Origin of the sequence: Roseburia sp. 499 (genome assembly GCF_001940225.2) — a bacterium.
In the GTDB taxonomy this organism is placed as follows: Bacteria; Bacillota; Clostridia; order Lachnospirales; family Lachnospiraceae; genus Petralouisia.
Genome location: NZ_CP135164.1, coordinates 851,257 through 875,915 on the forward strand (window position 1 = coordinate 851,257; position 24,659 = coordinate 875,915).

Below are 24,659 nucleotides of genomic sequence, written 5' to 3' on the forward strand. Positions count from 1 at the left end.
CAAGACAAAAATCTAAGACTTTTATAATGAACTGATATCCATGGTTAGAGGAAGATAGATTCTCCCCAGTGACATTCTACAATTAAGCAGCCTCCTTAGCGGCTTCATATAGCATAGCTGGATAGTATACGGATGCTGGAGGAACATTACCGATTGCAGAATGGCAACGATCAAAGTTGTACTTATGAATATAAGCAGCGATAGCCTGGCGTGCCTCTTTGATATTTTTCCATTCGGTAAGATATGCTTCTTCGTACTTGAATGTACGGAACCAGCGTTCAATCATGATGTTGTCAGCCCAACGGCTTTTTCCATCCATGCTTTGCTTGATTTTGTTTGCCTTGAGAAAATCCTTGTATTTCTGACTGGTAAATTGGCAGCCTTGATCTGAGTTGAGAATTTCTGGTTTTGCAACTTTGAATGCTTTTTCACAGGCCTCTATGCAGGCACGTGTATCCAAAGTATCATCCAGTTCCCAGCCTACGATACAACGGCTATGCCAGTCTATAATGGCTGTTAAATACAAGAAACCATGCTTCATTGGAATATATGTAATGTCGATTGACCATGCCTGATTAGGACGATCTATGACGGCATTTCTAAGTAAATATGGAACAACCTGTGCCTGTTTCAAACGTTTTGAAAGATTTGGCTTCGGATATACTGGGTTAATACCCATTTCATCCATGTATCTGCGTGCTTTGCGTCTACCGACTTTATATCCACGTTGCTTAAGCTGGGAAGACATCTGTCTGGCACCCCATGTCGGATTATCCGTGTGAAGCCGATCTATGATTCGTTTACATTCAAGTTCTTCATCAGAAATAGGTGTTCCTTTGTAATAAATACTTGTTCTGTTAATGCTAGCAAGCTTCGCAACAACAGAAACCGGAAGATTGCTTTCCTTATTCTTCGAATGGTTTTTTACTAAATTTACTCTCGTAGTCAGGTCCAAGCAATTCTTCAGATTTTTTTTTGAGCCAATCCACCTGCATGGTGAGTTGACCAACCTTTTTCGCATATTCAGCTTTTTCCTTGCGTTCCGATGCAAGCTTTTCCTTGATATTTTCTTCTCTTTTGTCATCAAAGACAACAGAGGCATTGTCTAGGAATTCTTTCTTCCAGTTACGGAGTAAGTTTGGCTGAATATTGTTTTCAGTAGCTATTGTATTTATATCTTTTTCACCTTTAAGCACTTCCAATACGAGTTTTGCTTTGAACTGAGCTGTAAAATTTCTTCTTGTACGAGACATAATTTTTCCTTCTTTCTGATTGATAATAAAAGTATATCAAATTCATTAAGATTTGTCTCAGGAAGTGTCTTAAATTATGATACCATTATAATATAATAAAATTATTATAACTAATAAAATTGAAAAAAAGAAGATAAAATAAAAAGAATATCAAAATATGTCAAATGTCATCATTAAGTTACCAAATAGCACAGGTTTGTTGAAAGTAAAAGAAGAAAATGCTAGAGTGATTTTTGGAGGAGGTGATTAGCAATATGTGGATAAAATTAAAAACAGAGGAGTTGCAAAAACTTAATGGTGGTGAGAAGTATGAGAGTATTATTAATATATTAGAAGTATTGATTCAAAAAATATTGCTCAAATAGTAATAAGTGTTGAGGAGAAGTATAGTTAAAGTAGTATTAGGGGGATGTGCATAAGAAAAATTTGAAAGGCGTGTCAAATAGCACCGCTAAGTTACCAAATAGCACAGGTTTGTTGAAAATGAAAAAATAAAATGTTAGGGTAGATTTGCAGGGAGAAAAACAAACCTATGATGAAATTGGTATAGAGCAGAAAATACTGCTTTATATAGAAACGGATTCCGGTCAATATGCGCATACCGAACCGGAATCCAAACTAGCACTTATAAAAAGTACCTAGGTAGAGTATACAACTTTTTTAGATGAGTGTAAACAAAAAAACGAAAAGGAGAAAAAGAAAATGGAATTAGCAATGCAAAATGGATTTTGTGAGATATCAGTTTGTGAAATGGAGCTTATTGATGGAGGGAAGAGTGGAAATTCAGGAGGATCCGGTTTCATGACAAAAGTGGGAATTGCTGGATTAATATATGATTTTGGGTGTGGTGTGATTGAGGGATTTAAAGAAGCCATGAAGAATGATAAGTGATTTAGAAGTAAAGGAAAAAGCATGGATACGGTAAGGTGGAACAATGCAGAAACAGGAGAGAAAAATGAATTTTTTTAAAGAAAAGTGTTATATTAAAGTTAGTAACATGGCGGGATATAAATATATCTTGTTTTCTGTATTTGCAAGCGTAATAGTAGCATGTATTATGGCGACAATTGAAGAAAGATTTAGTGTGTCATCTCAAAATATAGCAACACAAAATATTATTTTAGTAATTTTTATTGGACCATATGTTGAAACATTGGTACTTGTATGTGTAATATCCATATTAAAGAAAATAATTAAGAAGAAAATAATTGTGATTCTAATGGTGGATTTTATATTTACTCAGTTACATACAGTAAGTATTTTAAGTAAGGTATGCGTTTTTTTTATGATGTTTTTAGCAATGTATGGATATTTGGTACATGAATCAAAAAGAATAAGTCCATTTATGAAAATGTATGTTATTCATGCAGCATATAATGGAAGTTTAGTGATATTATCACAAGTTACAAAGTAAAAAGGAGAAAAAGTATGAATAAAATGGATTTTGATGAATTAACAATGAATGAAAGTTTGGAGATTGAAGGAGGCGGTTTAGTCGAAGATTTAGGAAGATTAACAGGGAAAGTACTATACTATTTTTGCAAAGCTGCTGATAGACTTACTACAGCGGGAGAAATGGAGCGGTGGAATAGAAATAATAAATAAAGAATTAAAAATTAAATAATGATACTGGGGTATATGAAACTTGAGATGTAAATGATATAGAGTGGCGGGGGGGACTTGTGAAGTTGTAGAAGGTGTTACAATGTTATTGCCATAATAGTTTTTGGTAAAAGATAGAAATGAAGTTAAGGGCAAATTATTATTTTTTGCCTTTAACTTTTTCGAAAATTTAAAAAGAGTAGAGAAGAGAATGATTGTGAGGTTTTTGAAAAAAGTGTCACTTGTATTGGTGATTATATCATCAATAGGAATAGTATTAAGTTAGGTTTTATTGTTATTGGAAAGTAGATTGCCTTATGAAAAAATGCATGTTATTTCGTTTATAGGGGGAGAACGTGGGCAATTTTATTTAGAATTTATATGTTAGGTAATTGATAAATGATTTTATCAGTTCTTGTGGATAACTCTCCTCTATATAAGGAGAAAAAATCGGTCAGTATTCAGAATTGTTTCTGAATTGACATAGAGCATCAAATTTGGGGCGTACTTTAATAAGCTCAAATAAGTATTATGACAATTGAATATTTTTTCAGGCAACTAAAGGTTTTAGACTTCGAATGTATTGTGGACAATTCATCGCATATGCAACGATTACCGTCAACTGGCTTGCAATACCGGCAAGAAAGACATCAGCTTTGGTGGTGGAGTGATTTCTTGTTTTCCTTCCAGCAATACACATGTTGATTTTAAAATGATTGATTACACGCTCGACAATGGCTCTTATTTTATAAGTGTCATTCCACTCGTCAGAATCACGTTGGATGCCAGGAAACATACGTAAATCCATGTTCTCATAAGTATATGTTGTTCGCCCTTTAGCAGCTGTGCTGCAAGGGGTTTCACAGTTGCAATGCCAACCATGGCTATAAGACATCTTAGGGCAGATCCATTTGATACGATTTGAACGACCTTTTTCCTTTGTTACTCCACAGTATTTCATGGAAAGAGAGGAGTCATTAGGGCAAGTAGGATAGCCATAAGCATTATAACCAACCTTTTTAAGAGGGCTTTCATTTCTTGGATTATAGGGGATTAGAGCTTTGGAAAAATGGAAATCATTGAATAACTTTCCATACAATTCAGCAGAGTCGAAAGCAGCATCTCCAAGAAAAGTATTTGGATGAAAGTCTGGATGAAGGGAAAAGAAATCACTAAGAACTGGAACAAGTGCTGCAGCGTCACCTAAGGATTTATCTTCATCGGGAGAAGCAGTTTTCTTTTCAACAGGAAGTTCTGGATGCGCAGATTTGAAATCGTCATCATTGATAAAAGCGATATGTCTTACGATACCTAAACCATTGGTAAGAATAGCAAATTTGTCTGCATAGCAAAAATGACCATTGATGTACATATGCTTTGCGTCAGGACAGGAAACAGCCTGTGAAGGCATGAGGCCATAAGCCATCTTGTAAGGGTCGACATCAGGTTTATCTTTGTAAAAAGCTTTGAGTTTTTTGATTAAAGCATTTAAAGTTTTTGGATTGTTTTCAGTAACATAAAGTTCAATTCCGGAGGTATCAAAGGTAAGCATCTGTGCGAGAGATGAGTCAATTAGTTGGCAGATGGGCTCTGTGTAATCAACCATTCGTTGAAACATGAGTTCAATGTAAGGCTCGAATTCGTTTTTGAACCTGGACATTAAGGAAGCGTCAGGAACTTTAGAAAAACCGCAGAAATCACGTAATTCCTTGCAGAGATTTAAGAATAAAAGAAGCAGGGAATCGGTAGGAATAGAAAATATTTTCTGGAGGATATAGGCGGTAAGAAAACCATGAAGAGAATAAAGACGATTCCTGCCGATGGTAAGATAAAAAGCGGATGTGAATTCTGGAGGGATGAAGTCATCAAGATCAAAGTATTCTGCGAGAATATTAAAGAATGATGGAGAGTCATCCATGAACTGGTTTTGACAGTCTGAAAAAGTTTCACTTAAAGAAATTTGATGATACTTAATAGCCATAAATTTTCTCCTCTCTTGTGAAAAAGTGTTTGTGTTGTTACTTATATTTTATCACTTGAGGAGAGAAAATTTATATAAAATTAGCAATAAAACCCAGTAAAATCAATGGGTTACGGCGTTTATCAAACGCCTAAATTTATATGTAAGAAGGAGAAAAAATAAGTATTTAAAAACAAATAATTAGACGGACTGAAGTAAGTACTTGTAACAGGATAAAGAGGAGTCTAAAGATGAAATATTACTGTATTAAACAACATGACATTACTGACTGCGGCGCAGCGTGTCTTGCCACCATTGCAAAGCAGAACGGTTACAAAATTTCTATATCGAAGATTAGGGAGATTGCCGGAACGGACAAGCAGGGCACGAATGCCTATGGTGTCATCAAGGCAGCGGAACAACTTGGCTTTTCTGCAAAAGGAGTAAAGGGAAATAAAGAAGCATTTTTCTCTGAATTTCCATTACCTTGTATTGCACACGTTATTGTAGATGGAAATCTAATGCACTATGTAGTAATCCATAAGATTACTAAAAAGCAGGTTGTCATTGCAGATCCGGCAGAAGGAATCGTAAAACTTACACCGGAAGAATTTTTCGGTGAGGTAACAGAAGGAAAAAAGCTACCAAAATATCAGTGGACAGGCGTATTAATTCTGTTAGTGAAGTCGGAAAGCTTTGTAAAAGGAAAGGAAATCCAAGGTTTATTTCAGCGTTTTTTTCATCTTTTGCTTCCACAGAAAAAATTATTGATACATATATTTCTGGCATCTTTGGTTTATACCGTTTTGGGTATAGCAGGCTCTTTCTATTATAAGGCACTGATGGATGATATTTTACCGGATGGATTGATTCAGACGTTGACTACGCTGTCGGTAGGCGTTATTTTTTTGAACATTTTTAAGGTAATATTGGATGCAATACGTTCTCATTTATTGCTATATTTGAGCCAAAAACTGGACATTGCATTGTTACTGGGATACTATCGTCATGTTTTGGAACTTCCTATGAATTTTTTCGGAAGTAGAAAAGTTGGGGAAATTGTATCCCGTTTTAATGATGCATCTAAGGTAAGGGATGCGATATCCGGAGCAACATTAACGATTATGATAGATACCATTATGGCAGTAGCAGGAGCAATTATTCTATATATGCAGAATACGAAAATGTTTGGAATCGCAGTGATTATGATAATTCTATATGCAATAATCGTTGTGGGATTCCAAAAAAGCTATGATAAGTGGAACCGGAATGAGATGGAGGATAATGCGCAGCTTACTTCTTATTTGGTAGAGTCTTTAAATGGAATGCAGACAGTAAAAGCATTTAATGCAGAACGCAAAGCGAATCGGGAAACAGAAAGCCCTTTTGTAAAATTGTTAAAGAGTGTATTTAATCTTAGTTTTATCAGCAATATGCAAAATGAATTGAAGGTATTTGTAGAACTGGTTGGTGGAGTTGTGATTCTTTGGGTTGGAGGTTTGGATGTAATACATGGAACCCTGACGATGGGACAATTGATAACATTTCAGTCTTTATTGGCATATTTCTTAGACCCGGTAAAGAATTTGATAAATTTACAGCCACAGATGCAGACTGCGGTTGTCGCAGCAGACCGTTTGGGAGAAATCTTGGACTTGGAGGCAGAAAAAGGAGAAGAGGAATATCATAAGCTTCATCCACAGAGTATTGCAGGAGATATAGAATTAAAAGATATTAATTTCCGGTATGGAACCAGAAAGCTTGTATTGGAAAATGTGAACTTAAAAATAAAACAGGGAGAAAAGGTTGCATTTGTAGGGGAAAGTGGTTCGGGAAAACCACATTGGCAAAACTTTTGCTCCATCTCTATCAGGCAGAAGAGGGAGAGATACTTTTAAATGGAAATAATATAGAAGATATTCAAATTGAAACATTGAGGGAGAGAATTGCATATATACCGCAGGAAACATTTTTATTCAGCGGCAGTATTTATGAAAACCTTACCCTTGGAATGGATAGTCCGATCATGGAGGAAGTAGTGGAAGCATCGAAAAAGGCTCAGGCGCATGAATTCATCAATGAACTGCCATTGCGATATGAGACCAGGCTGGAAGAGAACGGAGCGAATCTTTCCGGTGGGCAGAGGCAGCGTCTTGCTATTGCCCGGGCAATGTTGAAAAAACCGGACATACTGATTTTAGATGAAGCTACTAGTAATCTGGATGCAGTAACAGAGCGTGCATTGGATAGTACAATTGGAGAATTTTCCAAAGAAATGACAACAATTTTTATTGCACATAGATTAAGTACAATAAAAAATTGTGACAGGATTTTTGTAATGGATAAAGGGAAAATTATTGAAGCAGGAACCCATGAGGAATTGAAAAATTTCGGTGGAAAGTATGCTGAACTTGTGAAGCATCAGTCGTTGGAAGGTGGTGTATAGGATGAAACCGATTATCATAGATATGGAAGAAATGTCAGACAGCACGGAGGTTTATGGCTCAAGACCAAGTCCGATATTTGCAATATTGATTTATAGTTTAGTAGCAGTTCTGGTTGTAGCAGGAGTGTGGATGTGTTTGTTTCAGATTGATGTTGTAACCCATGCAAACGGTATGATTCGCAGTAGTGATACAACGGCAACAATTACCAACGTTACGGCCGGCAAGATAACTTCGTGGGAAGTAACGGATGGGGCATATGTCAGTGAGGGAGAAACTTTGTTTACAGTAGATGCTGAAGAATTGGAACAGCAAAAGGAGGAATGTGAAGCGGAGTTGAGTAATGTAAATGCAAGACTTGAGATTCTGAATGCATATCAGCAGGCTCTGGATGGAAATGAAGAAGTATTGCAGTCCTGTCAGAATAATACTTATTATGCAGAGTTCAAAACCAGAAAGGAAGGCATTAACATTAACTGTGATACGGTACATAGTGATGCTTCTGCCAGACAGTCGCAATATCAGAACAGTATGGATAGTATCAAAAGTTCCATTGGAACAGTAGAGAGGGATAAAGAAAAATTATCACAAATGTTGACAGATGTAAGAAACAGAAGCAATAGTTTTTCTAGTGATGAAGTATATTATTATGCAACAGTAGAGGAGTACATTAGTAGTTACAATTTTACAGCCAGTCAGTATGACATACAGATTGAAGAACTTCAGAATGCGGTAGATGAAAATGGTCAGCCTCTAGATTATGGAAGCAAAATAGAGGAATTGCAGAATCAGAAAGCACAGGCATTGAATCAAGCAGAATCAGAGATGGTAGCATCCATAGAACAGTCAATTGCATCTAATCAGACCAATCTGGAAAGCCTGAATAGTAATCTGAATGAAGTAAAAGGCAATATAGAAAGCCTGAATAATGGTTCCGAACAGTTAAGTACAGAGCAGATTATTGTAAATGAGAAAAATGCAGTATATGCAGAGATAAATACATATCAGAGTAAAAAAAGATGAGTACGAGACCACACTTGCTTCTTTACAAAGCCGCATTGATGCATGTAAGATACGGGCACAATGTGATGGTTATCTGAATATGAGTACAGATAGAACTGTGGGTGATTATGTTAATGCAGGTGAGAGTATAGGAAATATTGTTCCGGAAAATGATGGACTTTATAAAGTTGTTATTTATGTAGAGAATCAGGATATAGGTGCTATAAAAGAAGGTCAGAAAGTAAAATATGAAATTCCGGCATATCCCAGTTCGGATTATGGTGTGATAGAAGGAACAGTAACCGGGATATCAAAGGATATTAAGGTGAATCAGGATACAGGAACGGGGTATTATGAGGTAGAGGCAACGATATCGTGTAAAGGAAAAAATATAGATGAAAAGCAAGTGGAGTTCATACAGGGAATGGCAGTGCAGGCAAAGTTGGTGACTGAGAAAAAGAGTGTTATGGAATATCTGCTGGAAAAGATAGATTTACTGGGATGATTTTGGGAAAAATAAGTAAATTACCATAAGGAAAAATATTAAAAAAAATCGAATTAGGTATTGACTTTTATCCGCAAAACAGATACAATATATTTCGCGAGTTCAAGCAGGAGTGGCGGAATTGGCAGACGCGCAGGCTTCAGGTGCCTGTGGTAGCAATATCGTGTGGGTTCAAGTCCCATCTCCTGCATTAACTTAAAAATAGTAGGTTGTTGCGTATGCAGCGACCTTTTTGCTTTATTGGAAATTTTTGAAAAAAAATAAAGGAAATAGCGAAGAAACGCAGAATATATCAAATAGGAGACTGTGTTTGTATTCTACTTGATATAGATGAATATAGAGGTGATGTGTAGTGACCATAAGAGAAAATATGGAATTACTGGAACGTACCAATCTGAGTCAATTTGCAACCTTGAGTGAGAATTCTAAGGGGAGAGACCGAGAGGAGATACAGTGTGATATCCGTCCGGTGTTTCAAAGGGACCGGGATCGTATTGTACATTGCAAGTCGTTTCGGCGTTTGATGCATAAGACACAGGTATTTCTGGCCCCCAGAGGTGATCACTATCGAACCAGACTGACTCATACCCTTGAGGTATCTCAGAATGCCAGAACCATTGCGAAGGCATTACGTTTGAACGAGGATTTGGTAGAGGCAATTGCGCTTGGACACGATTTGGGACACACACCTTTTGGACACGCCGGAGAGCGTGTATTGAACGATATTTGCGAAGATGGATTTAAACACAACGAGCAGAGTGTTCGTGTGGTAGAAAAGTTGGAAAAAGATGGAGCAGGTTTAAACCTCACTTGGGAGGTGAGAGACGGCATTTTAAATCATCAGACCAGTTTGATGCCGGCAACTTTAGAAGGGAAAATTGTAAGGTTGTCGGATAAAATAGCATATATCAATCACGATATTGATGATGCCATTCGGGCACAGGTGTTGACAGAAGATGGGATTCCGAGGGAGTACCGGGAAATTTTGGGAGAGACGACTCGGAATCGTTTGAATACTTTTATACATAATATTATTACCAATAGTCAGGGGAAAAATGACATTTGTATGTCTGAAGAAGTGGAAAAAGCCATGAAAGGGCTACGTAGCTTTATGTTTAAAAGTGTCTATACGAATCCTGTGGCAAAGAGGGAAGAACACAGAGCCATGGAACTTGTAGAACGTCTTTTTTATTACTACATGGAGCATGTAGAAAAGATGCCGGAGCAGTATCGTAATATGCTAAGTGCGGGAGAGAAAAAAGAACGGGTGGTATGTGATTACATTGCAGGTATGACAGACCAATACGCCATTGCAAAGTTTGAAGAGATTTTTGTACCGAAGGCATGGCAGGTAGATAAATAAATTTAGGAAGAGAAATAGATAGAAAGGAGACAGAAGATGCCATATTATTCCGAGGAACTGGTAGAAGAAGTGCGTTCTGCCAATGATATAGTAGATGTGATTTCAGGGTATGTCCGGCTTCAGAAGAAGGGCAGTACCTATTTTGGCTTATGTCCCTTTCATAATGAAAAAACCCCATCCTTTTCCGTATCGCCGGGAAAGCAGATGTATTATTGCTTTGGATGCGGAGCTGGCGGGAATGTGCTTACTTTTTTAATGCAATATGAAAACTATACTTTTCCGGAAGCAATGGAGGCATTAGCAGACCGTGCCGGAATTGAACTGCCGAAGCAGGAAATGTCGCAAAAGGCAAGACAGGAAGCGGACAAGCGTGCCAGAATTCTGGAAATTAACAAGATTGCAGCAAAATACTTTTATGCCCAACTTCGTATGGAGCAGGGAAACATTGGAATGGAATATTTCAAAAAACGTGAGTTGACCTCGGAGACTATGACAAAGTTTGGACTAGGTTATTCCAATAAGTTCAGCGATGACCTGTATCAGTATTTACACAAACAGGGATATGAAGATGATATTTTAAAGGATTCCGGTCTTGTGACTATTGATGAACGTAGAGGTGGTCATGATAAGTTCTGGAATCGTGTCATGTTTCCGATTATGGATGCCAACAATCGTGTCATTGGATTTGGCGGACGTGTTATGGGGGAAGGAGAGCCCAAGTATCTCAATTCGCCGGAAACCATGATATTCGATAAGAGCCGTAATCTTTACGGACTTAATATAGCGAGAACCACCAGAAGGCCGTATATGTTGTTGTGCGAGGGCTATATGGATGTAATTGCATTGCATCAGGCAGGCTTTGATAATGCAGTGGCATCACTTGGAACCGCATTTACACCGGGACATGCTAATTTGCTGAAACGTTATACGAAGGAAGTGTATTGTACCTTTGACAGTGACGGTGCCGGAATTAAGGCAGCCTTAAGGGCAATTCCGATTTTAAAGGAAGCAGGGCTTACGGCGAAGATAGTTAATATGAAGCCATACAAGGACCCGGATGAATTTATCAAGGCATTGGGACCTGAGGAATATCAGAAGCGTATTGATAATGCACAGAACAGTTTTATGTTCGAGATTCAGGTTATGGAACAGAATTATAATCTGAAGGATCCGGAAAGTAAAACAGCATTTTACAATGCCATTGCAGATAAGATTCTGGAATTTGAGGAACAGCTGGAACGAGAAAATTACATGCAAGCAGTGGCGGAGAAATACCAGATGGGATTTGAAAATTTCCGGAAGTTAGTAATGCATCGTGGAACCAGAGGTGGAATCACCAAGGAACCTCGGACTTTGAAATCAGGTATCAATGAGAAGAATAAAAAAGAGGATGGTATGAAACAATCCCAGAAATTGATGCTGACTTGGTTGATTGAAGAACCTGGATTGTTTGAGATTATAAAGCCTTATATCGGACCGGAGGATTTCACGGAAGAACTGTATCGGGAGGCAGCAAAACTGGTATTTAAACAATATGAGGAAGGAAAGCTGAACCCGGCAAAGATTATCAGTATGTTTACCGAGGAAGAACAACAAAAGGAGATTGCCGGTCTGTTTAATGCAAGACTGAAGGAAGTAACCACCCAGTCTGATAAGGAAAAGGCATTGAAAGAAACGATTATTCGTGTGAAAAAGAACAGTATGGATTACCGCTCCAAGCATTTAGACCCCACAGATATGGCGGGATTGCAGAAACTGGTCGCGGATAAAAAAAATATGGAAAAACTTCAGAAACTTGAGATTTGCATATTTCCACCAAATAAGGACAAAATATAAACAACGAATGGAAGGATGAAACGAAATGGAAGAAAAAACTGTGAAATTTAGCGAAAAACTGCAGGAGTTATTAGCACTTGCCAAAAAGAAGAAGAATGTACTGGAATATCAGGAGATTAGCGATTTTTTCAAAGAAATGGAACTGAATGCAGAACAATTTGAGAAGATTCTTGACTTTTTGGAGTCGAATAACATTGACATTCTGCGAATTTCCGATGATGACGATGAGGAAGATATTCTGCTTGATGAGGAAGACGAGGTAGAAGTTGAGAATATTGACCTTTCAGTACCGGATGGAGTTTCCATTGAAGATCCCGTTCGTATGTATTTAAAAGAAATTGGTAAAGTACCATTATTAAGTGCAGAGGAAGAGATAGAACTGGCAAAACGTATGGAGTTAGGCGATCAGGAGGCAAAGAAGCGTTTGGCAGAAGCTAACTTACGTTTGGTAGTTTCTATTGCAAAGCGTTATGTGGGACGTGGTATGCTGTTCCTTGATTTGATTCAGGAAGGAAATCTTGGTCTGATTAAGGCAGTAGAGAAGTTTGATTATCGTAAGGGATATAAGTTTTCAACATATGCAACATGGTGGATTCGTCAGGCAATTACCAGAGCAATTGCAGATCAGGCAAGAACCATTCGTATTCCGGTTCATATGGTAGAGACAATCAATAAGTTAATTCGTGTATCCAGACAGCTCTTACAGGAACTGGGAAGAGAACCGTCTCCGGAGGAAATTGCAGAAGAGATGAATATGCCTGTAGAACGTGTTCGCGAGATTTTGAAAATTTCCCAGGAACCTGTATCTTTAGAAACTCCTATCGGAGAGGAAGAAGATAGTCATTTAGGTGACTTTATTCAGGATGATAATGTGCCGGTACCATCTGATGCAGCAGCATTTACTTTATTGAAGGAGCAATTGGTAGAGGTGCTTGGTACTCTGACTGAGAGGGAACAGAAAGTGTTACGTTTGCGTTTTGGATTAGATGATGGTCGTGCAAGAACTCTGGAAGAAGTAGGAAAAGAGTTTAACGTTACCCGTGAACGTATCCGTCAGATTGAAGCAAAGGCGTTAAGAAAGCTTCGTCATCCAAGCAGAAGCCGTAAGTTAAAGGATTACCTGGATTAGTATGGTACAGTTATCAAGACGATTATCAGCAGTTGCCAATCTGGTAACAATCACAGGAATCCTTGCTGATGTGGGGACAGACCACGGCTACATACCGGTATTTCTTGCCGGACAGAAACGGATACAAAGGGCCATTGCTATGGATGTGAATCAGGGACCTTTAGAGAGAGCAAAGGAACATATTCGGCAATATGAGCTGGAAGATAGGATTGAGACCAGATTATCAGACGGACTAAATGCCCTAAAGCCGAAAGAGGCCGAAGGAATTGTGATTGCAGGCATGGGCGGTAATTTAATGAAGCGGATTCTGATGCAGGGAGAAGAAGTTGCAAAAACTGCAAAGGAATTGATTTTGCAACCACAGTCGGAAATTATGGAGTTTCGAAGGTTTCTTTGGGAAAGCGGTTATGTTATCACTGCAGAAGATATGGTGTTAGAAGATGGGAAATATTATCCAATGATGCGAGCAACATATCGCAGTAATAGAAAAAATGAACCGGATATATTAGCGTTTAAATATGGCGAAAAATTATTGGAACAAAAGCATCCGGTATTGCGACAATATTTACAGTGGCAGAAAAAACAGAAGGAACAGATATTGGAAAAGTTGCAACAGAATGCCAAACAGGACGTAAGTAGCAGGACACAGGAACTAAAGCAAGAGCTTGCATATATTACCCGTGGTCTGGAAATGATAGATGGAGCAGATGAAAAATGAAGTGTCAGGAAATCATAACTATTTTGCAGAAGCAGGCACCGGAGCATTATGCCTGTGACTGGGATAATGTGGGACTTTTGGTGGGAGATTCTGAGAAAGAAGTGCATAAGATATATATAGCATTGGATGCCACAGAAGAAACCATAGAAGAAGCAGTAGCGGCAAAGGCAGATATGCTTTTGACCCATCATCCCATGATTTTTAGAGGATTGAAAAAGGTAAATTCCGCGGATTTCGTTGGAAAACGTGTGATGTCTCTGATTCGTGAGGATATAGCTTATTATGCTATGCATACGAATTTTGATGTGAAGGGAATGGCTGAACTTGCAGCAGACCGGATGATGTTGAAAGATTGTCAGGTATTAGATGTGACTTGTGAAGATGAAGAAGGGCTACAAGGAATTGGCAAAGTTGGAAACTTGTCAGAACCGATGAAAGTGCGAGCATGTGCTGAGTTGGTGAAAAAAGCTTTTCACGAGGAACAGGTGAAGGTGTTTGGAAATCTTGACAAAAAGATTTCAAGAGTAGCAATTAGTCCCGGCTCAGGAAAAAGTGTTATTGGCGAAGCATTGAAAAACGGTGCAGAAGTTTTGATTACGGGAGATATTGATCATCATGAAGGAATCGATGCAGCAGCGCAGGGGATGGCAGTCATTGATGCAGGACACTATGGTGTTGAGAAGATTTTTATTCCCTACATGAGAAAATATCTGGAAGAGAATACCGAAGGGATTACGATAATAGAACAACCTGAAAAAAAGCCATTTGTTTATATATAAGAAAGAAGGAAAAATAATGGGAGAAATAAGGTGTAAAGTAGTAATAAACGGTAAAGAAAAAGAATATGAAAAAGGAACTGAGTTTTCTGTACTTGCAGCAGAATATCAGTCACAGTACCAAGACGATATTGTACTGGTGCTTTTTAACAATCATTTGCATGAATTAAATCGATTGTTGGAGCAGGATGGAGAGTTATCTTTCATTACAACTAAAGATAAAGCAGGACGTAAGGCATATCGTAGAAGTGTTACACTTTTGATGCAGCGCGGGGTTTACGAACTGGCAAAAAAAGAGAAAGCAGAAGTATCGGTACGGGTAGAACATTCTATTAGCCAAGGGTATTATTGTGAATTATATGGAAAAGACGGCAAGATAATCCCGGATAACGCATATCTGTTGCAATTGAAAATGGAAATGATGCGTTTAGTGGATGAAAAACGCCCGATTGAAAAGCGAAATATGCCTACAGATGAAGCAGTAGCATTGTTTCGGGAACTTGGTATGCATGATAAGGAGCGCCTGTTTCATTATCGCAGAAGTTCCAGAGTAAATGTTTACAGTATTGGTAACTATATGGATTATTATTATGGCTATATGGTACCGGATACCGGATATTTGAAATATTTCGATTTGCAATTATATGACGAGGGATTTGTGGTGTTATTCCCAGATAAAAATACCAAACTTACAGCAGAGTTTAAGCCTTCTCACAAGCTGTTTCAGGTATTGAAAGAGTCAAGCGAGTGGAGCGATAAATTGGATATTGGAACTATTGGCGCTTTAAATGATGCAGTAGCTCAGGGAAGAATCCAAGATGTTATTTTGGTATCAGAAGCATTAATGGAGCGGAAAATTGGAAAACTGGCAGAGGAGATAGCTGCTCAACCGGATAAAAAGTTTGTTATGATAGCAGGACCATCTTCTTCCGGAAAAACTACATTTTCTCATCGACTTTCTATACAGTTAATGGCACAGGGGGTGCATCCTCATCCGATTGCTTTGGATGACTATTATGTAAACCGTGAAGATACACCGAAGGATGAGAATGGAAAATATAACTTTGAGTGTTTGGAAGCATTAGATATTGAACTGTTTAATAGGGATATGTCTGCCCTTCTGGCAGGAGAGAGGATAGAACTTCCGGCTTATAATTTCCGTACTGGATTGCGAGAATATAAGGGCAACTATAAGCAACTTGGAAAGAATGATATTCTGGTAATAGAAGGAATTCATGGATTGAATGATAAGCTTTCCTATTCTTTGCCAAAGTCTAGCAAATTGAAGATTTATATCAGTGCGCTTACACAGCTAAATATTGATGAACACAATAATCTTCCGACTACGGATGGAAGAATTATTCGTAGAATTGTAAGAGATGCCAGAACTAGAAATATTACGGCAAAACAGACCATAGCAATGTGGGATTCTGTAAGGCGTGGGGAAGAGCAATATATTTTCCCATTCCAGGAAGAAGCGGATGTTATGTTTAATTCTGCCTTGATTTATGAACTGGCAGTGTTAAAACAGTATGCAGAACCATTGTTGTTTGAAATCGATAAAAATTGTCCGGAATATGTAGAGGCAAAGCGCCTGCTGAAGTTTTTGGATTATTTCTTACCGGTTCCAAGTGAAGAAATTGGAAGAAATTCTATTTTAAGAGAATTTATTGGTGGAAGTTGTTTCAACGTGTAAAATAAAGTGTTACTATTCACAGCAAAATATGGATTAAAAACAGAATCGTCGAGCTTGCTCGTAAGAGAATGTTTTTCAATCCGTATTTGACTGGAATCAGGAACCTCCACCTACATAAGCAAAACGTTGAGCTGCGAAGCAGTGACGTACAGCTTTGCTGGACGGTTTTGCGCATGTTGTGTGGAGGTGGCTGTGAATAGTGACTTTAGTATTGTCACAATTTCCACTCTTGATTTTCCTAAAAAAATATGTTAGGATGACGAAAGTGTGCAATAGCATATAGAAAAATAAGTAGGGCAGATAATCGCGGCTGCAAGTGTCGAAAGACCGCAGGTGAGGAAAGTCCGGGCTTCATAGGGCAGGATGCCGGCTAACGGCCGGTGGAGGTGACTCCAAGGACAGTGCAACAGAAATATACCGCCAGGTAACTGGTAAGGGTGGAAGGGCAGTGTAAGAGACTACCGCCTGTCTGGTAACAGACAGGGCATATGTAAACCCCATCCGAAGCAAGACCGAATAAAAGCGTTGACGTGGCCCGCCAGCTTTAGGTAGGTCGCTTGAGATAACTGGCAACAGTTATACTAGATAGATGATTATCCACGACATAACCCGGCTTACAGCCCTGCTTATTTTTGAAAAAGACTCCCGTTTCTAAAAACAGGAGTTATTTTATTACCAAAATATAAAATGTTTCTTAAAAGAAAATAACTCCATTGACTTTAAAATTTTTCTGCGCTACCATAAATTCATACTTAAGTCAGGAGTGAGGAAAATGAAACAGAAGTTACAGCGTTTTATGATGGGAAGATATGGAGCAGACCAACTTGGTCAGGTATATATGGGAATATCATTGGTACTTTTACTGATATCCTTATTTACCAGATGGGGAATATTTTATCTGCTTGGATTTGGTCTGATGATTTATGAGTATTATCGAATGATGTCAAAACAGATTGACAAACGGTATGCGGAAAATCAGAAGTTTGCTACTTGGAGATATAAGAGAGTCGTAGAACGGAATAAGAGAAAGGAACACTGGAAACAGAGAAAGGTGTATCATTTTTATAAATGTCCTTCCTGTAATCAGAAGGTAAGAGTTCCGAGAGGAAAAGGAAAGATATGTATTACCTGTCCAAAGTGTAGAACGGAATTTATTAAGAAGAGTTAATAGAATGGAAAACCCCAGATGACAAAATGTGTTATCTGGGGTTTTTGATATGCAAAGGAATGTTACCGTACTTTCTTATGAGTATTATATTTTTCCTCGCAATATTTGCATCGATAAGTTTCTGTGTCTGGGTCTGTCAGAAGGAAAATCTGATCTAATTCCTGCTCAATAGAAGTAATGCAACGAGGATTCTGACAGGTAATGACATTTTTGATTTCTTTTGGAAGATGCAGTTCTCGTTTCTCTACAATTTTTTCGCCTTTGATGATATTGACCGTAATGTTGTGGTCGATAAATCCAAGTACGTCTAAGTCTACGGCATCAATATCACATTCCACTTTTAGAATGTCTTTTTTTCCCATTTTATTGCTACGGGCATTTTTTATAATAGCAACGCAGCAGTCAAGCTCGTCTAATTTTAAATCATGGTAAATGGAAAGACTCATTCCGGCTTGAATATGGTCTAACACAAACCCTTCTGTAATAGCACCTACATTTAACATACTTCCACCTCCAATAATGTGAGAATCAAAGCCATACGAACGTAAACACCGTATTGAGCCTGTTTGAAATAAGCAGCTCTTGGGTCATCGTCTACCTCCACGGAGATTTCATTTACTCTTGGAAGTGGATGCATAACAATCATATCATCCTTTGCCAGTTCCATTTTTGCTTTATTTAGGATATAAAAATCTTTCATACGGATATAGTCTTCTTCATTGAAGAAACGTTCTCGTTGTACACGTGTCATATATAGAATGTCTAATTCACCGATAGCGTCTTCTAAACGTTCGACTTCTTGAAATGGAACATTGTTCTTCTTTAAAACATCTTCGCGGATATAGCTTGGAACGCGCAGTTCTTCCGGTGAAATTAAAACAAATCGAATGCCGGGATAACGAATGAGTGCGTGAATCAATGAGTGGACAGTTCGTCCAAATTTTAAATCGCCGCAAAGACCAATGGTAAGATTGTCAAGACGTCCTTTTAAAGAACGAATAGTAAGAAGGTCCGTAAGTGTCTGAGTTGGATGCTGATGACCACCATCACCTGCATTGATAACCGGAATACTGGATTTTTGAGAAGCAACCAATGGGGCACCTTCTTTTGGGTGTCTCATGGCACATATATCAGCATAACAGGAAATAACGCGAATAGTATCGGAAACACTTTCACCTTTGGAAGCAGAACTGCTGTCTGCACTTGCAAAACCAAGGACTTTTCCACCAAGGTTCAACATGGCTGCTTCAAAGCTTAATCGTGTTCTCGTACTTGGTTCATAGAAACAAGTAGCAAGTTTTTTCCCCTCACAGGCATGTGCGTATTTCTGAGGATTTTTTTCAATATCAGTTGCCAACGTAAGTAATTTATCCAGTTCCTCAACGGATAAATCCAGCGGGCTCATTAAATGTCGCATATGACTCCTCCTATTTGTAAATTGCTGTTAAACAGTATGAGTGCCTGCAAACAATAAAAAATGTCGCAGGCATTTTTACTATCATATAACAGAAAGAAATAAATTTCAAGAGTTATTTTGGCGAAAATATTTGCCAGAAAAAGAGAAGTATAGTACAATGAAAAAAATATAGATTAATGAGGTGTTCTTATGGCAAATGAAAAAGTTGTATTAGAAGAGAATGAAATTGTATACAAAGAGCGAAAAAGAATTCTGTTTTTCGGATTACCTTGGACTTTCACAAAATACAGTATCACTGCAGATATGATTACGGTGGATAGTGGATTGTTAAAGACGGAAGAAAATGATTGCTATATGTATAAAGTACAGGATGTGAAGTTGACGGCTACATTGATAGAACGAATATTTGGACTTGGAACCATTATATGTTATACGGGAGATGTAACAAACCCACAGCTTTCATTAGTACATATTAAGCATGCCAAGGAGATAAAAAATTATCTGCTGAAGGCATCAGAAGCAGCACGAATGAAGAGAAGAACAGTTAATACTCAGGATATTGGTGCTGGTGATTTAGATTTAGACGGAGATGGAATTCCGGATTAAAAGTTATAGTTTTTAGAAAGAATATGCCGATTTATCTGACGAAAATGTGGGATAAACCGGCATTTGTTTATTTTTTTCTGCATATGATTTTTTCGTAGAGAAGTCCTGTAAGCATCCAGTAAGGGGCATAATCTAATCGTATCACTCCTTTTATATTTGCCCGTGCATTACTGTAGTCCCAGGGGCATACATTATATTTTTTTAAGATACTGCCACTGATATATTCTCCTATAAAAATAAGGATGGAATAAATAGAGGCACGTATTAGGGTAGGAAGATTTTTGATTCTTAGATAAAGTAGTTTAATAATAGCAGCCATTCCATAGATAGGAAACATCCATAAGGAGGTCTTTCCTATTAGCGTAAGTTCGCGTTTACGAAAAGAATCAAAAGCAGTAAAAAGAATTTCCAGGCACCATCCGGTGAGACCACAAATGATAAAATTTTTTTTCATAAGGATAGTATGTACAAAATATTGTAATTTATTGAAAAAGGGGAAAAAATAGAGTATACTTGTTTTCAGTGTGTGTGAAAAGAAATAATAAAAATAGAAAGTCAGGAGGAATCATTATGGCAGAAAATAAAGAGTGTAGTGGTGCATCCAGTTGTTCCAGAGAGAGCTGCGAAGGATGTCCAAGCCACAGCGGTGCGCCAAAGAGTCTGATAGAAGAGGGAAATCCTTTTTCCAGTGTAAAAAAAGTAATTGGAGTAGTTAGTGGAAAAGGTGGTGTAGGGAAATCTTTCGTAACGGCATCTCTTGCTACAGCTATGAGAAAACGAGGATACGAAGTAGGAATTTTAGATGCTGATATTACAGGTCCATCTATTCCGAAAATGTATGGAGTGCATGGACCGGCAGAAGGAAATGATATGGGATTATTTCCGGTACAGGCGGAAGATGGAACAAAGATTATGTCTTTGAATCTTCTTATGGAAGATGAGGAAGCTCCGGTTGTGTGGAGAGGTCCGGTTATTGCATCTACAGTAAAACAGTTTTGGCATGATGTATACTGGGGCGACATCGATTACTTATTTGTAGATATGCCACCGGGAACCGGTGATGTGCCTCTTACGGTATTCCAGTCTCTTCCGGTAGATGGTATTGTCATTGTAACTTCTCCGCAGGAACTAGTGCAGTTGATTGTAAAAAAAGCAATTAATATGGCAGAAATGATGAAAATTCCGGTATTGGGATTAGTAGAAAATTATAGTTTTCTGAGATGTCCGGATTGCGGAAAAGAAATCAAGTTATTTGGAGAAAGTCATATCGATGAAGCAGCGGCAGAAATGGGAATTCCGGTACTTGGAAAGATGCCATTGAATCCGGAGTATGCTCAGATGGTAGATGAAGGAAAATTTGCTCAGATCGAGAATCCTTATCTGGATGAAGCAGTAAAAAAAGTAGAAAACATATAAAGAAAAAATAATTTTTGATAGTGTTTTTGACAAGTAAAAGCCTTGCAGAAAGCGTGTTTGCGCCTGCAAGGCATATTTTTTTGTAGAAAAAATTGTAAGAAATGCATAATTGATTTTTAGAAAAGAACAGATTACAATACCCAATACAGAGCGACGTTCTATATTCTAATATCGCCGGATCTGAGCCGGCATCTTTTTATTCTGAATCAGAGAATCAAAATTAAAGTTATAGTCAAAGGCGTGAAGCTTCGCCAGAAACCAAAAACAAAACAAAAGAAAAAATGAAACGAATGGAAAAAGAAAATAAGTAGGGAAGGAGGAAGCGTGTGAAAGTTATTTTTGAAGAATACAGTGGAATTATTATTATTGGCGTTGTAATTGTGGCGTTAATTGCATTGGTAAGTCTTTTATTAGTAGAGGGCGGACCGGTTCATGATGCATTTGTAAATATGGTCAATTCATTATTTGCTAAGGCAGGAACGGCATAGAGGTTGAGATTCCCTGCCGGATTTCGGCAGGGAATTCGTTTTGAAGATTGGTTAAAAAGAAGAAAGGAAAAGTACGTGGAAACAAGCTGGGAACTTCAAGAAGAGGATTTTGGGGTATTATTACCCTATATACAAAAGAAAGAAGTAACAGATATTGATTACAACGGACACGAGTTGTGGATAACCGATTTAGAGCATGGGCGATATCGTGCAGAAGTGACCGTGACAGAGGAGTTTGTAGAGGAATTTACACATCGGATTGCCAATCGGGTAAATAAACCCTTTAACCGGATGCATAATGTTTTAGAGGCAGAGACAAAGACACTTAGAATTAGTATTGTGCATGAATCGGCGGCAGTGTCCGGACGTTCCATTTGCATTCGTAAGTCCTTGCCGGAGGTAAGGCATACCATTGAAAGCATGTTAGATACGAAGTATTGTCCCTTGCCGATACTAAATCTGTTGATTAATTGTGTAAGGGCAAAGATGAATTTTGTTTTTTGTGGAGAACCGGGAGTAGGAAAAACGGAGTGCGCAAAGTTTTTTTCCAGATTTATACCGCCTAATCAGAGAGCAATTACCATTGAAGATAATCTGGAAATGCATTTTCGGGAAATTAATCCGGAAAATGACTGTGTAGAATTACAAGTGAGCAGGGAATTAAGTTATACAGATGCGATTAAGTTGTGTCTTAGGCAGAATCCAAAGTGGATTATATTGTCAGAGGCACGTTCTACGGAAGTACAGTATTTGTTAGAACAGTGGTCTACCGGAGTATGCGGTTTTACGACGTTACATCTGGATGATTTGAGAAATCTGCCGGATCGAATTATGAATATGATTGGTCGAGCAAAGGATGCAGAGCGTCTGGAAAATTATATCTATGAGTTTGTCAGTGTGGGTGTCTTAATTCGTCAGCGTACAGATGAGAAGGGGCGGCAGAAACGTTATATAGACCAAGTGTGTTTTTATGACCGGTACAGGGGAAAAAACAATATTTATATGTTGTTGGAGAATGGAGAAATCCTGTCAAAAGAAATCCCGAAAGATATCAAAAGAAAAATGGAACGTGCAGGGATAGCGGAGCCATTTCGGTGTAAAGAAACATTGGCATATGAACCGTTGGATATGAGCTTTTTACAGGAGGAAAAATGAAAAAGAGAAGAAAAAAGGAAAGTATCTGGTGGATGTTGAATCCGAAACATTTGCAGAAGCAGATTGATGAATATGGATATTATTTTTCTATGGGAAGTTACTTGTTTTCGTTAGTGATATCTTTTGTAGGTGTGTGTTTGTGTGGCATTATTTTTTCGTTACGTTGGTACCTCACTACAGCAATGGTAGTAGTGTGGATGGTGCTATTGCCGGGAATGATACTAAATGGATACAAGAATATGTATGAACATAAGAAGTTTTTAGAAGCTGCAGACTATATGGAACAGATTTTATATTCCTTTCAGCAGGAAGGGAAAATTTTGGCGGCGCTTAGAGATACAGGAAGCCTTTTTGTAGAAGGCAGGATGCGTACATCCATTAATCAGGCAATAGAGTATATTGAGAATGGAGTCTACGAAAAGGATTTGTATCAGGAGGCACTTTCAAAAATAGAGGTGCAGTATCCGGGGAGAAGGATTTCTGCTATACACAATTTCTTACGATTGATTGAGAAAAATGGTGGAGATTATAGGAGCGGAATCAAGCTCTTGTTAGCAGATAAGGCTTTGTGGGTAGAGAATGTGCTGTTATTGCAGGAAGATAAAAAAAGAGGCAGAAGTAGGGTGATTATGGCACTTATTATTACAATCATTCTGGCTGCTGTATTTCATGGAGTATATCGCTCTATGCCGGAACAATATTCTATTGTAAATCATCCGGTAACCCAGATAGGAACAACCTGTTATCTAATTTTGAATATGTTGATTTTCCGAAAGGCAAATCGTGAACTTGCTGGAAGTTGGCTGGAAAGAGACAGTAACAGTGAGGAGAAAAAGGTCCGGTATTATTGGAAAGTAGTGACAAGTGAAAAGGAGCCGGGCGCATGGAAAAAGAGTTTGTTGTGGGCGATACCACTTGGGCTTGGAATGCTATGGTGCTTATGGAAAGGACATGTTTATGTGGCAGTTATTTTGGTTGTGGTAGGGATTTTCTTAGGAAATCAAAATAGAATTGCATATCACATTAGCTATAATTGGCTGGTGAAGGAGATAAATCTTCGTTTCCCCCAATGGTTGATGGAAATGGCACTGCTACTACAGGGAAACAATGTGCAGGTTGCTGTTGGAAAGACAGTTTCAGAGGCACCGCCAGTGTTAAAACCAGAGTTAGAGAAGATGATACGAGGGTTGAAAGACCAGCCGGAATCCATAGAACCTTATATGGAATTTTTAAAAATGTTTCAGTTGTCCTATGTGCAGTCAGCAATGAAAATGTTATATGCTATATCAGAAGCTGGAAATGGTGACAGTCAGGAACAGATACAAGTCATGGTAAGACGTAATGAAAAGCTACTGGATCAGTCAGAGAAGATATTAAATGAGAAAAAATTGGCAGGAATTAATGCTATTGGATATTTGCCTCAGATTACAATTTCTTTTCAAATGATGATAAATATGGCAGTGTTTATGGTGGTTTTTCTTACAAAAATGAGTATTTAACGGAAAGGAAAAAGAATGGGACAGGTAATAAAAATATACATGGGATTGTTTTTTCTTCTTTTGGAAGCGTTAACAGGAATGGAAGTGGTAGCGGCTGGGATACAGACTGCGGCTGCAAGAGATTATCATTCAGATATTATGGAAGAAATTGCATGTAGTAATTTTAATGAGGAAGTAATTGAGGCGTGTATGGAACAAGCAGAGAAAGCAGGATATCAAGTGGAAATTGAACCTGCAGTATATGACGAGGATGCTAACATACAATTAGCATCTGTAATCTTATATTATGACTATGCTATACCGGTATTGAATCTTTTTTCTCAACATGAGATTCGTGGAATGGCAGGATAGGAGAAAATATGAAAGTGATAATGGAGGAATATGCAGGAATGGTAATTTATGTGATTGCAGGCTTAATGATGGTGGGAGTATTCTGGCAGTTGTTAATAAGAGTAAGTGGATATTAAGGAGGAGAGGAAAGATGAGAACTTTATGGAATGAGTATGGAGGAGTGATTCTGGGAATTACGGGAGCAGTTGCAATAACAGGAGTTGTAGTATGTATGTTGCTTCCGAAAGGAAGTATTTATGAAATAATGATGGCATTTTCCAGAAGTATCTGCTAAA

27 protein-coding genes, 1 tRNA gene and 1 other RNA gene are annotated in these 24,659 nt (G+C 38.1%); 23 read left to right on the forward strand and 6 right to left on the reverse strand.

The window, feature by feature from the left end:
- Positions 1–82: 82 nt before the first annotated feature.
- Positions 83–1,021, reverse strand: coding sequence for an IS3 family transposase (locus BIV20_RS04295; RefSeq protein WP_242939769.1), 939 nt, complete (start codon positions 1,019–1,021; stop codon positions 83–85).
- Positions 906–1,253, reverse strand: coding sequence for a transposase (locus BIV20_RS04300; RefSeq protein WP_075717668.1), 348 nt, complete (start codon positions 1,251–1,253; stop codon positions 906–908). Before BIV20_RS04300 ends, BIV20_RS04295 begins: the two co-directional genes overlap by 116 nt.
- Before the next feature lie 702 nt (positions 1,254–1,955).
- On the opposite strand from BIV20_RS04300, the gene BIV20_RS04305 reads away from it, so the two are divergent.
- Genes BIV20_RS04305 through BIV20_RS04315 form a run of 3 tightly spaced genes read left to right on the forward strand, consistent with a single transcriptional unit; the run spans position 1,956 to position 2,858 of the window.
- Entirely contained in the window at positions 1,956–2,144 is a 189-nt protein-coding gene (locus BIV20_RS04305; protein WP_075718436.1) for a hypothetical protein, read from the forward strand.
- Between the two features lie 43 nt (positions 2,145–2,187).
- A complete protein-coding gene (locus tag BIV20_RS04310) occupies positions 2,188–2,667 on the forward strand; it encodes a hypothetical protein (RefSeq protein WP_075718438.1) in 480 nt (159 codons plus the stop codon).
- Between the two features lie 14 nt (positions 2,668–2,681).
- The gene (locus BIV20_RS04315) at positions 2,682–2,858 is read left to right on the forward strand and encodes a hypothetical protein (protein WP_158024905.1); all 177 of its coding nucleotides are present in this window, start codon (positions 2,682–2,684) and stop codon (positions 2,856–2,858) included.
- Positions 2,859–3,405: 547 nt separating this feature from the next.
- Here the strand turns inward: BIV20_RS04315 and BIV20_RS04320 are convergent.
- Positions 3,406–4,836 (reverse strand): transposase, encoded by a 1,431-nt coding sequence (locus BIV20_RS04320; protein WP_075717430.1) that lies wholly within the window; start codon positions 4,834–4,836, stop codon positions 3,406–3,408.
- A 230-nt stretch (positions 4,837–5,066) separates the two neighbouring features.
- Between BIV20_RS04320 and BIV20_RS04325 the strand changes: the two genes are divergently transcribed.
- The 13 genes from BIV20_RS04325 (at position 5,067) to BIV20_RS04385 (ending at position 17,452) form a co-directional block, all read left to right on the forward strand.
- Positions 5,067–6,713: a peptidase domain-containing ABC transporter gene (locus BIV20_RS04325; protein ID WP_330554434.1), complete on the forward strand. Its 1,647-nt coding sequence runs from the start codon at positions 5,067–5,069 to the stop codon at positions 6,711–6,713.
- Positions 6,659–7,261 (forward strand): ABC transporter ATP-binding protein, encoded by a 603-nt coding sequence (locus tag BIV20_RS04330; protein ID WP_330554435.1) that lies wholly within the window; start codon positions 6,659–6,661, stop codon positions 7,259–7,261. Before BIV20_RS04325 ends, BIV20_RS04330 begins: the two co-directional genes overlap by 55 nt.
- 1 nt (position 7,262) lies before the next feature.
- Positions 7,263–8,282: a biotin/lipoyl-binding protein gene (locus tag BIV20_RS04335; RefSeq protein ID WP_075718442.1), complete on the forward strand. Its 1,020-nt coding sequence runs from the start codon at positions 7,263–7,265 to the stop codon at positions 8,280–8,282.
- 49 nt (positions 8,283–8,331) lie between these two features.
- Entirely contained in the window at positions 8,332–8,766 is a 435-nt protein-coding gene (locus BIV20_RS04340) for an HlyD family efflux transporter periplasmic adaptor subunit (protein WP_278335657.1), read from the forward strand.
- A gap of 106 nt (positions 8,767–8,872) precedes the next feature.
- Positions 8,873–8,956: transfer RNA gene (locus BIV20_RS04345), tRNA-Leu, on the forward strand.
- A 162-nt stretch (positions 8,957–9,118) separates the two neighbouring features.
- The gene (locus BIV20_RS04350; RefSeq protein WP_075718446.1) at positions 9,119–10,129 is read left to right on the forward strand and encodes a deoxyguanosinetriphosphate triphosphohydrolase; all 1,011 of its coding nucleotides are present in this window, start codon (positions 9,119–9,121) and stop codon (positions 10,127–10,129) included.
- Positions 10,130–10,165: 36 nt separating this feature from the next.
- Entirely contained in the window at positions 10,166–11,965 is a 1,800-nt protein-coding gene (dnaG, locus tag BIV20_RS04355; protein WP_075718448.1) for a DNA primase, read from the forward strand.
- Between the two features lie 25 nt (positions 11,966–11,990).
- On the forward strand, positions 11,991–13,094 hold the full coding sequence (gene rpoD, locus BIV20_RS04360) for an RNA polymerase sigma factor RpoD (protein WP_075718450.1): 1,104 nt from the start codon (positions 11,991–11,993) through the stop codon (positions 13,092–13,094).
- Position 13,095: 1 nt separating this feature from the next.
- The gene (locus tag BIV20_RS04365; protein WP_075718452.1) at positions 13,096–13,812 is read left to right on the forward strand and encodes a tRNA (adenine(22)-N(1))-methyltransferase; all 717 of its coding nucleotides are present in this window, start codon (positions 13,096–13,098) and stop codon (positions 13,810–13,812) included.
- A complete protein-coding gene (locus tag BIV20_RS04370) occupies positions 13,809–14,591 on the forward strand; it encodes a Nif3-like dinuclear metal center hexameric protein (protein WP_075718454.1) in 783 nt (260 codons plus the stop codon). Before BIV20_RS04365 ends, BIV20_RS04370 begins: the two co-directional genes overlap by 4 nt.
- Before the next feature lie 16 nt (positions 14,592–14,607).
- Positions 14,608–16,284 (forward strand): nucleoside kinase, encoded by a 1,677-nt coding sequence (locus BIV20_RS04375; protein ID WP_075718456.1) that lies wholly within the window; start codon positions 14,608–14,610, stop codon positions 16,282–16,284.
- Between the two features lie 288 nt (positions 16,285–16,572).
- Positions 16,573–16,917: RNase P RNA component class A (rnpB, locus tag BIV20_RS04380), an RNA gene on the forward strand.
- Positions 16,918–17,056: 139 nt separating this feature from the next.
- Complete coding sequence (locus tag BIV20_RS04385) at positions 17,057–17,452, forward strand: hypothetical protein (RefSeq protein WP_075718458.1); 396 nt, start codon at positions 17,057–17,059, stop codon at positions 17,450–17,452.
- Positions 17,453–17,514: 62 nt separating this feature from the next.
- Here the strand turns inward: BIV20_RS04385 and BIV20_RS04390 are convergent, their stop codons facing one another.
- Both BIV20_RS04390 and pyrB read right to left on the reverse strand, forming a co-directional pair.
- Positions 17,515–17,955: an aspartate carbamoyltransferase regulatory subunit gene (locus BIV20_RS04390; protein ID WP_075718460.1), complete on the reverse strand. Its 441-nt coding sequence runs from the start codon at positions 17,953–17,955 to the stop codon at positions 17,515–17,517.
- Entirely contained in the window at positions 17,949–18,869 is a 921-nt protein-coding gene (gene pyrB / locus BIV20_RS04395; protein WP_075718462.1) for an aspartate carbamoyltransferase, read from the reverse strand. Before pyrB ends, BIV20_RS04390 begins: the two co-directional genes overlap by 7 nt.
- A gap of 189 nt (positions 18,870–19,058) precedes the next feature.
- On the opposite strand from pyrB, the gene BIV20_RS04400 reads away from it, so the two are divergent.
- Positions 19,059–19,475 carry a PH domain-containing protein gene (locus BIV20_RS04400; protein ID WP_075718464.1) on the forward strand — a complete coding sequence of 139 codons (417 nt, stop codon included), beginning with the start codon at positions 19,059–19,061 and terminating at the stop codon, positions 19,473–19,475.
- Between the two features lie 67 nt (positions 19,476–19,542).
- On the opposite strand, the gene BIV20_RS16675 is transcribed toward BIV20_RS04400, so the two are convergent.
- A complete protein-coding gene (locus BIV20_RS16675; RefSeq protein ID WP_075718466.1) occupies positions 19,543–19,929 on the reverse strand; it encodes a putative ABC transporter permease in 387 nt (128 codons plus the stop codon).
- A gap of 116 nt (positions 19,930–20,045) precedes the next feature.
- Between BIV20_RS16675 and BIV20_RS04405 the strand changes: the two genes are divergently transcribed.
- The 6 genes from BIV20_RS04405 to BIV20_RS04430 all read left to right on the forward strand — a co-directional run bounded on the left by BIV20_RS04405 (position 20,046) and on the right by BIV20_RS04430 (position 24,658).
- Positions 20,046–20,891: an Mrp/NBP35 family ATP-binding protein gene (locus BIV20_RS04405; RefSeq protein WP_075718468.1), complete on the forward strand. Its 846-nt coding sequence runs from the start codon at positions 20,046–20,048 to the stop codon at positions 20,889–20,891.
- Between the two features lie 326 nt (positions 20,892–21,217).
- Positions 21,218–21,379, forward strand: coding sequence for a hypothetical protein (locus BIV20_RS04410; RefSeq protein WP_192848865.1), 162 nt, complete (start codon positions 21,218–21,220; stop codon positions 21,377–21,379).
- Between the two features lie 75 nt (positions 21,380–21,454).
- Complete coding sequence (locus BIV20_RS04415; protein WP_075719178.1) at positions 21,455–22,534, forward strand: ATPase, T2SS/T4P/T4SS family; 1,080 nt, start codon at positions 21,455–21,457, stop codon at positions 22,532–22,534.
- Entirely contained in the window at positions 22,531–24,033 is a 1,503-nt protein-coding gene (locus BIV20_RS04420; protein ID WP_075718470.1) for a hypothetical protein, read from the forward strand. The genes BIV20_RS04415 and BIV20_RS04420 overlap by 4 nt, the downstream gene beginning before the upstream one ends.
- Before the next feature lie 15 nt (positions 24,034–24,048).
- On the forward strand, positions 24,049–24,384 hold the full coding sequence (locus tag BIV20_RS04425) for a hypothetical protein (protein ID WP_075718472.1): 336 nt from the start codon (positions 24,049–24,051) through the stop codon (positions 24,382–24,384).
- Positions 24,385–24,514: 130 nt separating this feature from the next.
- Positions 24,515–24,658 carry a hypothetical protein gene (locus BIV20_RS04430; protein ID WP_158024906.1) on the forward strand — a complete coding sequence of 48 codons (144 nt, stop codon included), beginning with the start codon at positions 24,515–24,517 and terminating at the stop codon, positions 24,656–24,658.
- The last annotated feature ends 1 nt before the right edge of the window (position 24,659 follow it).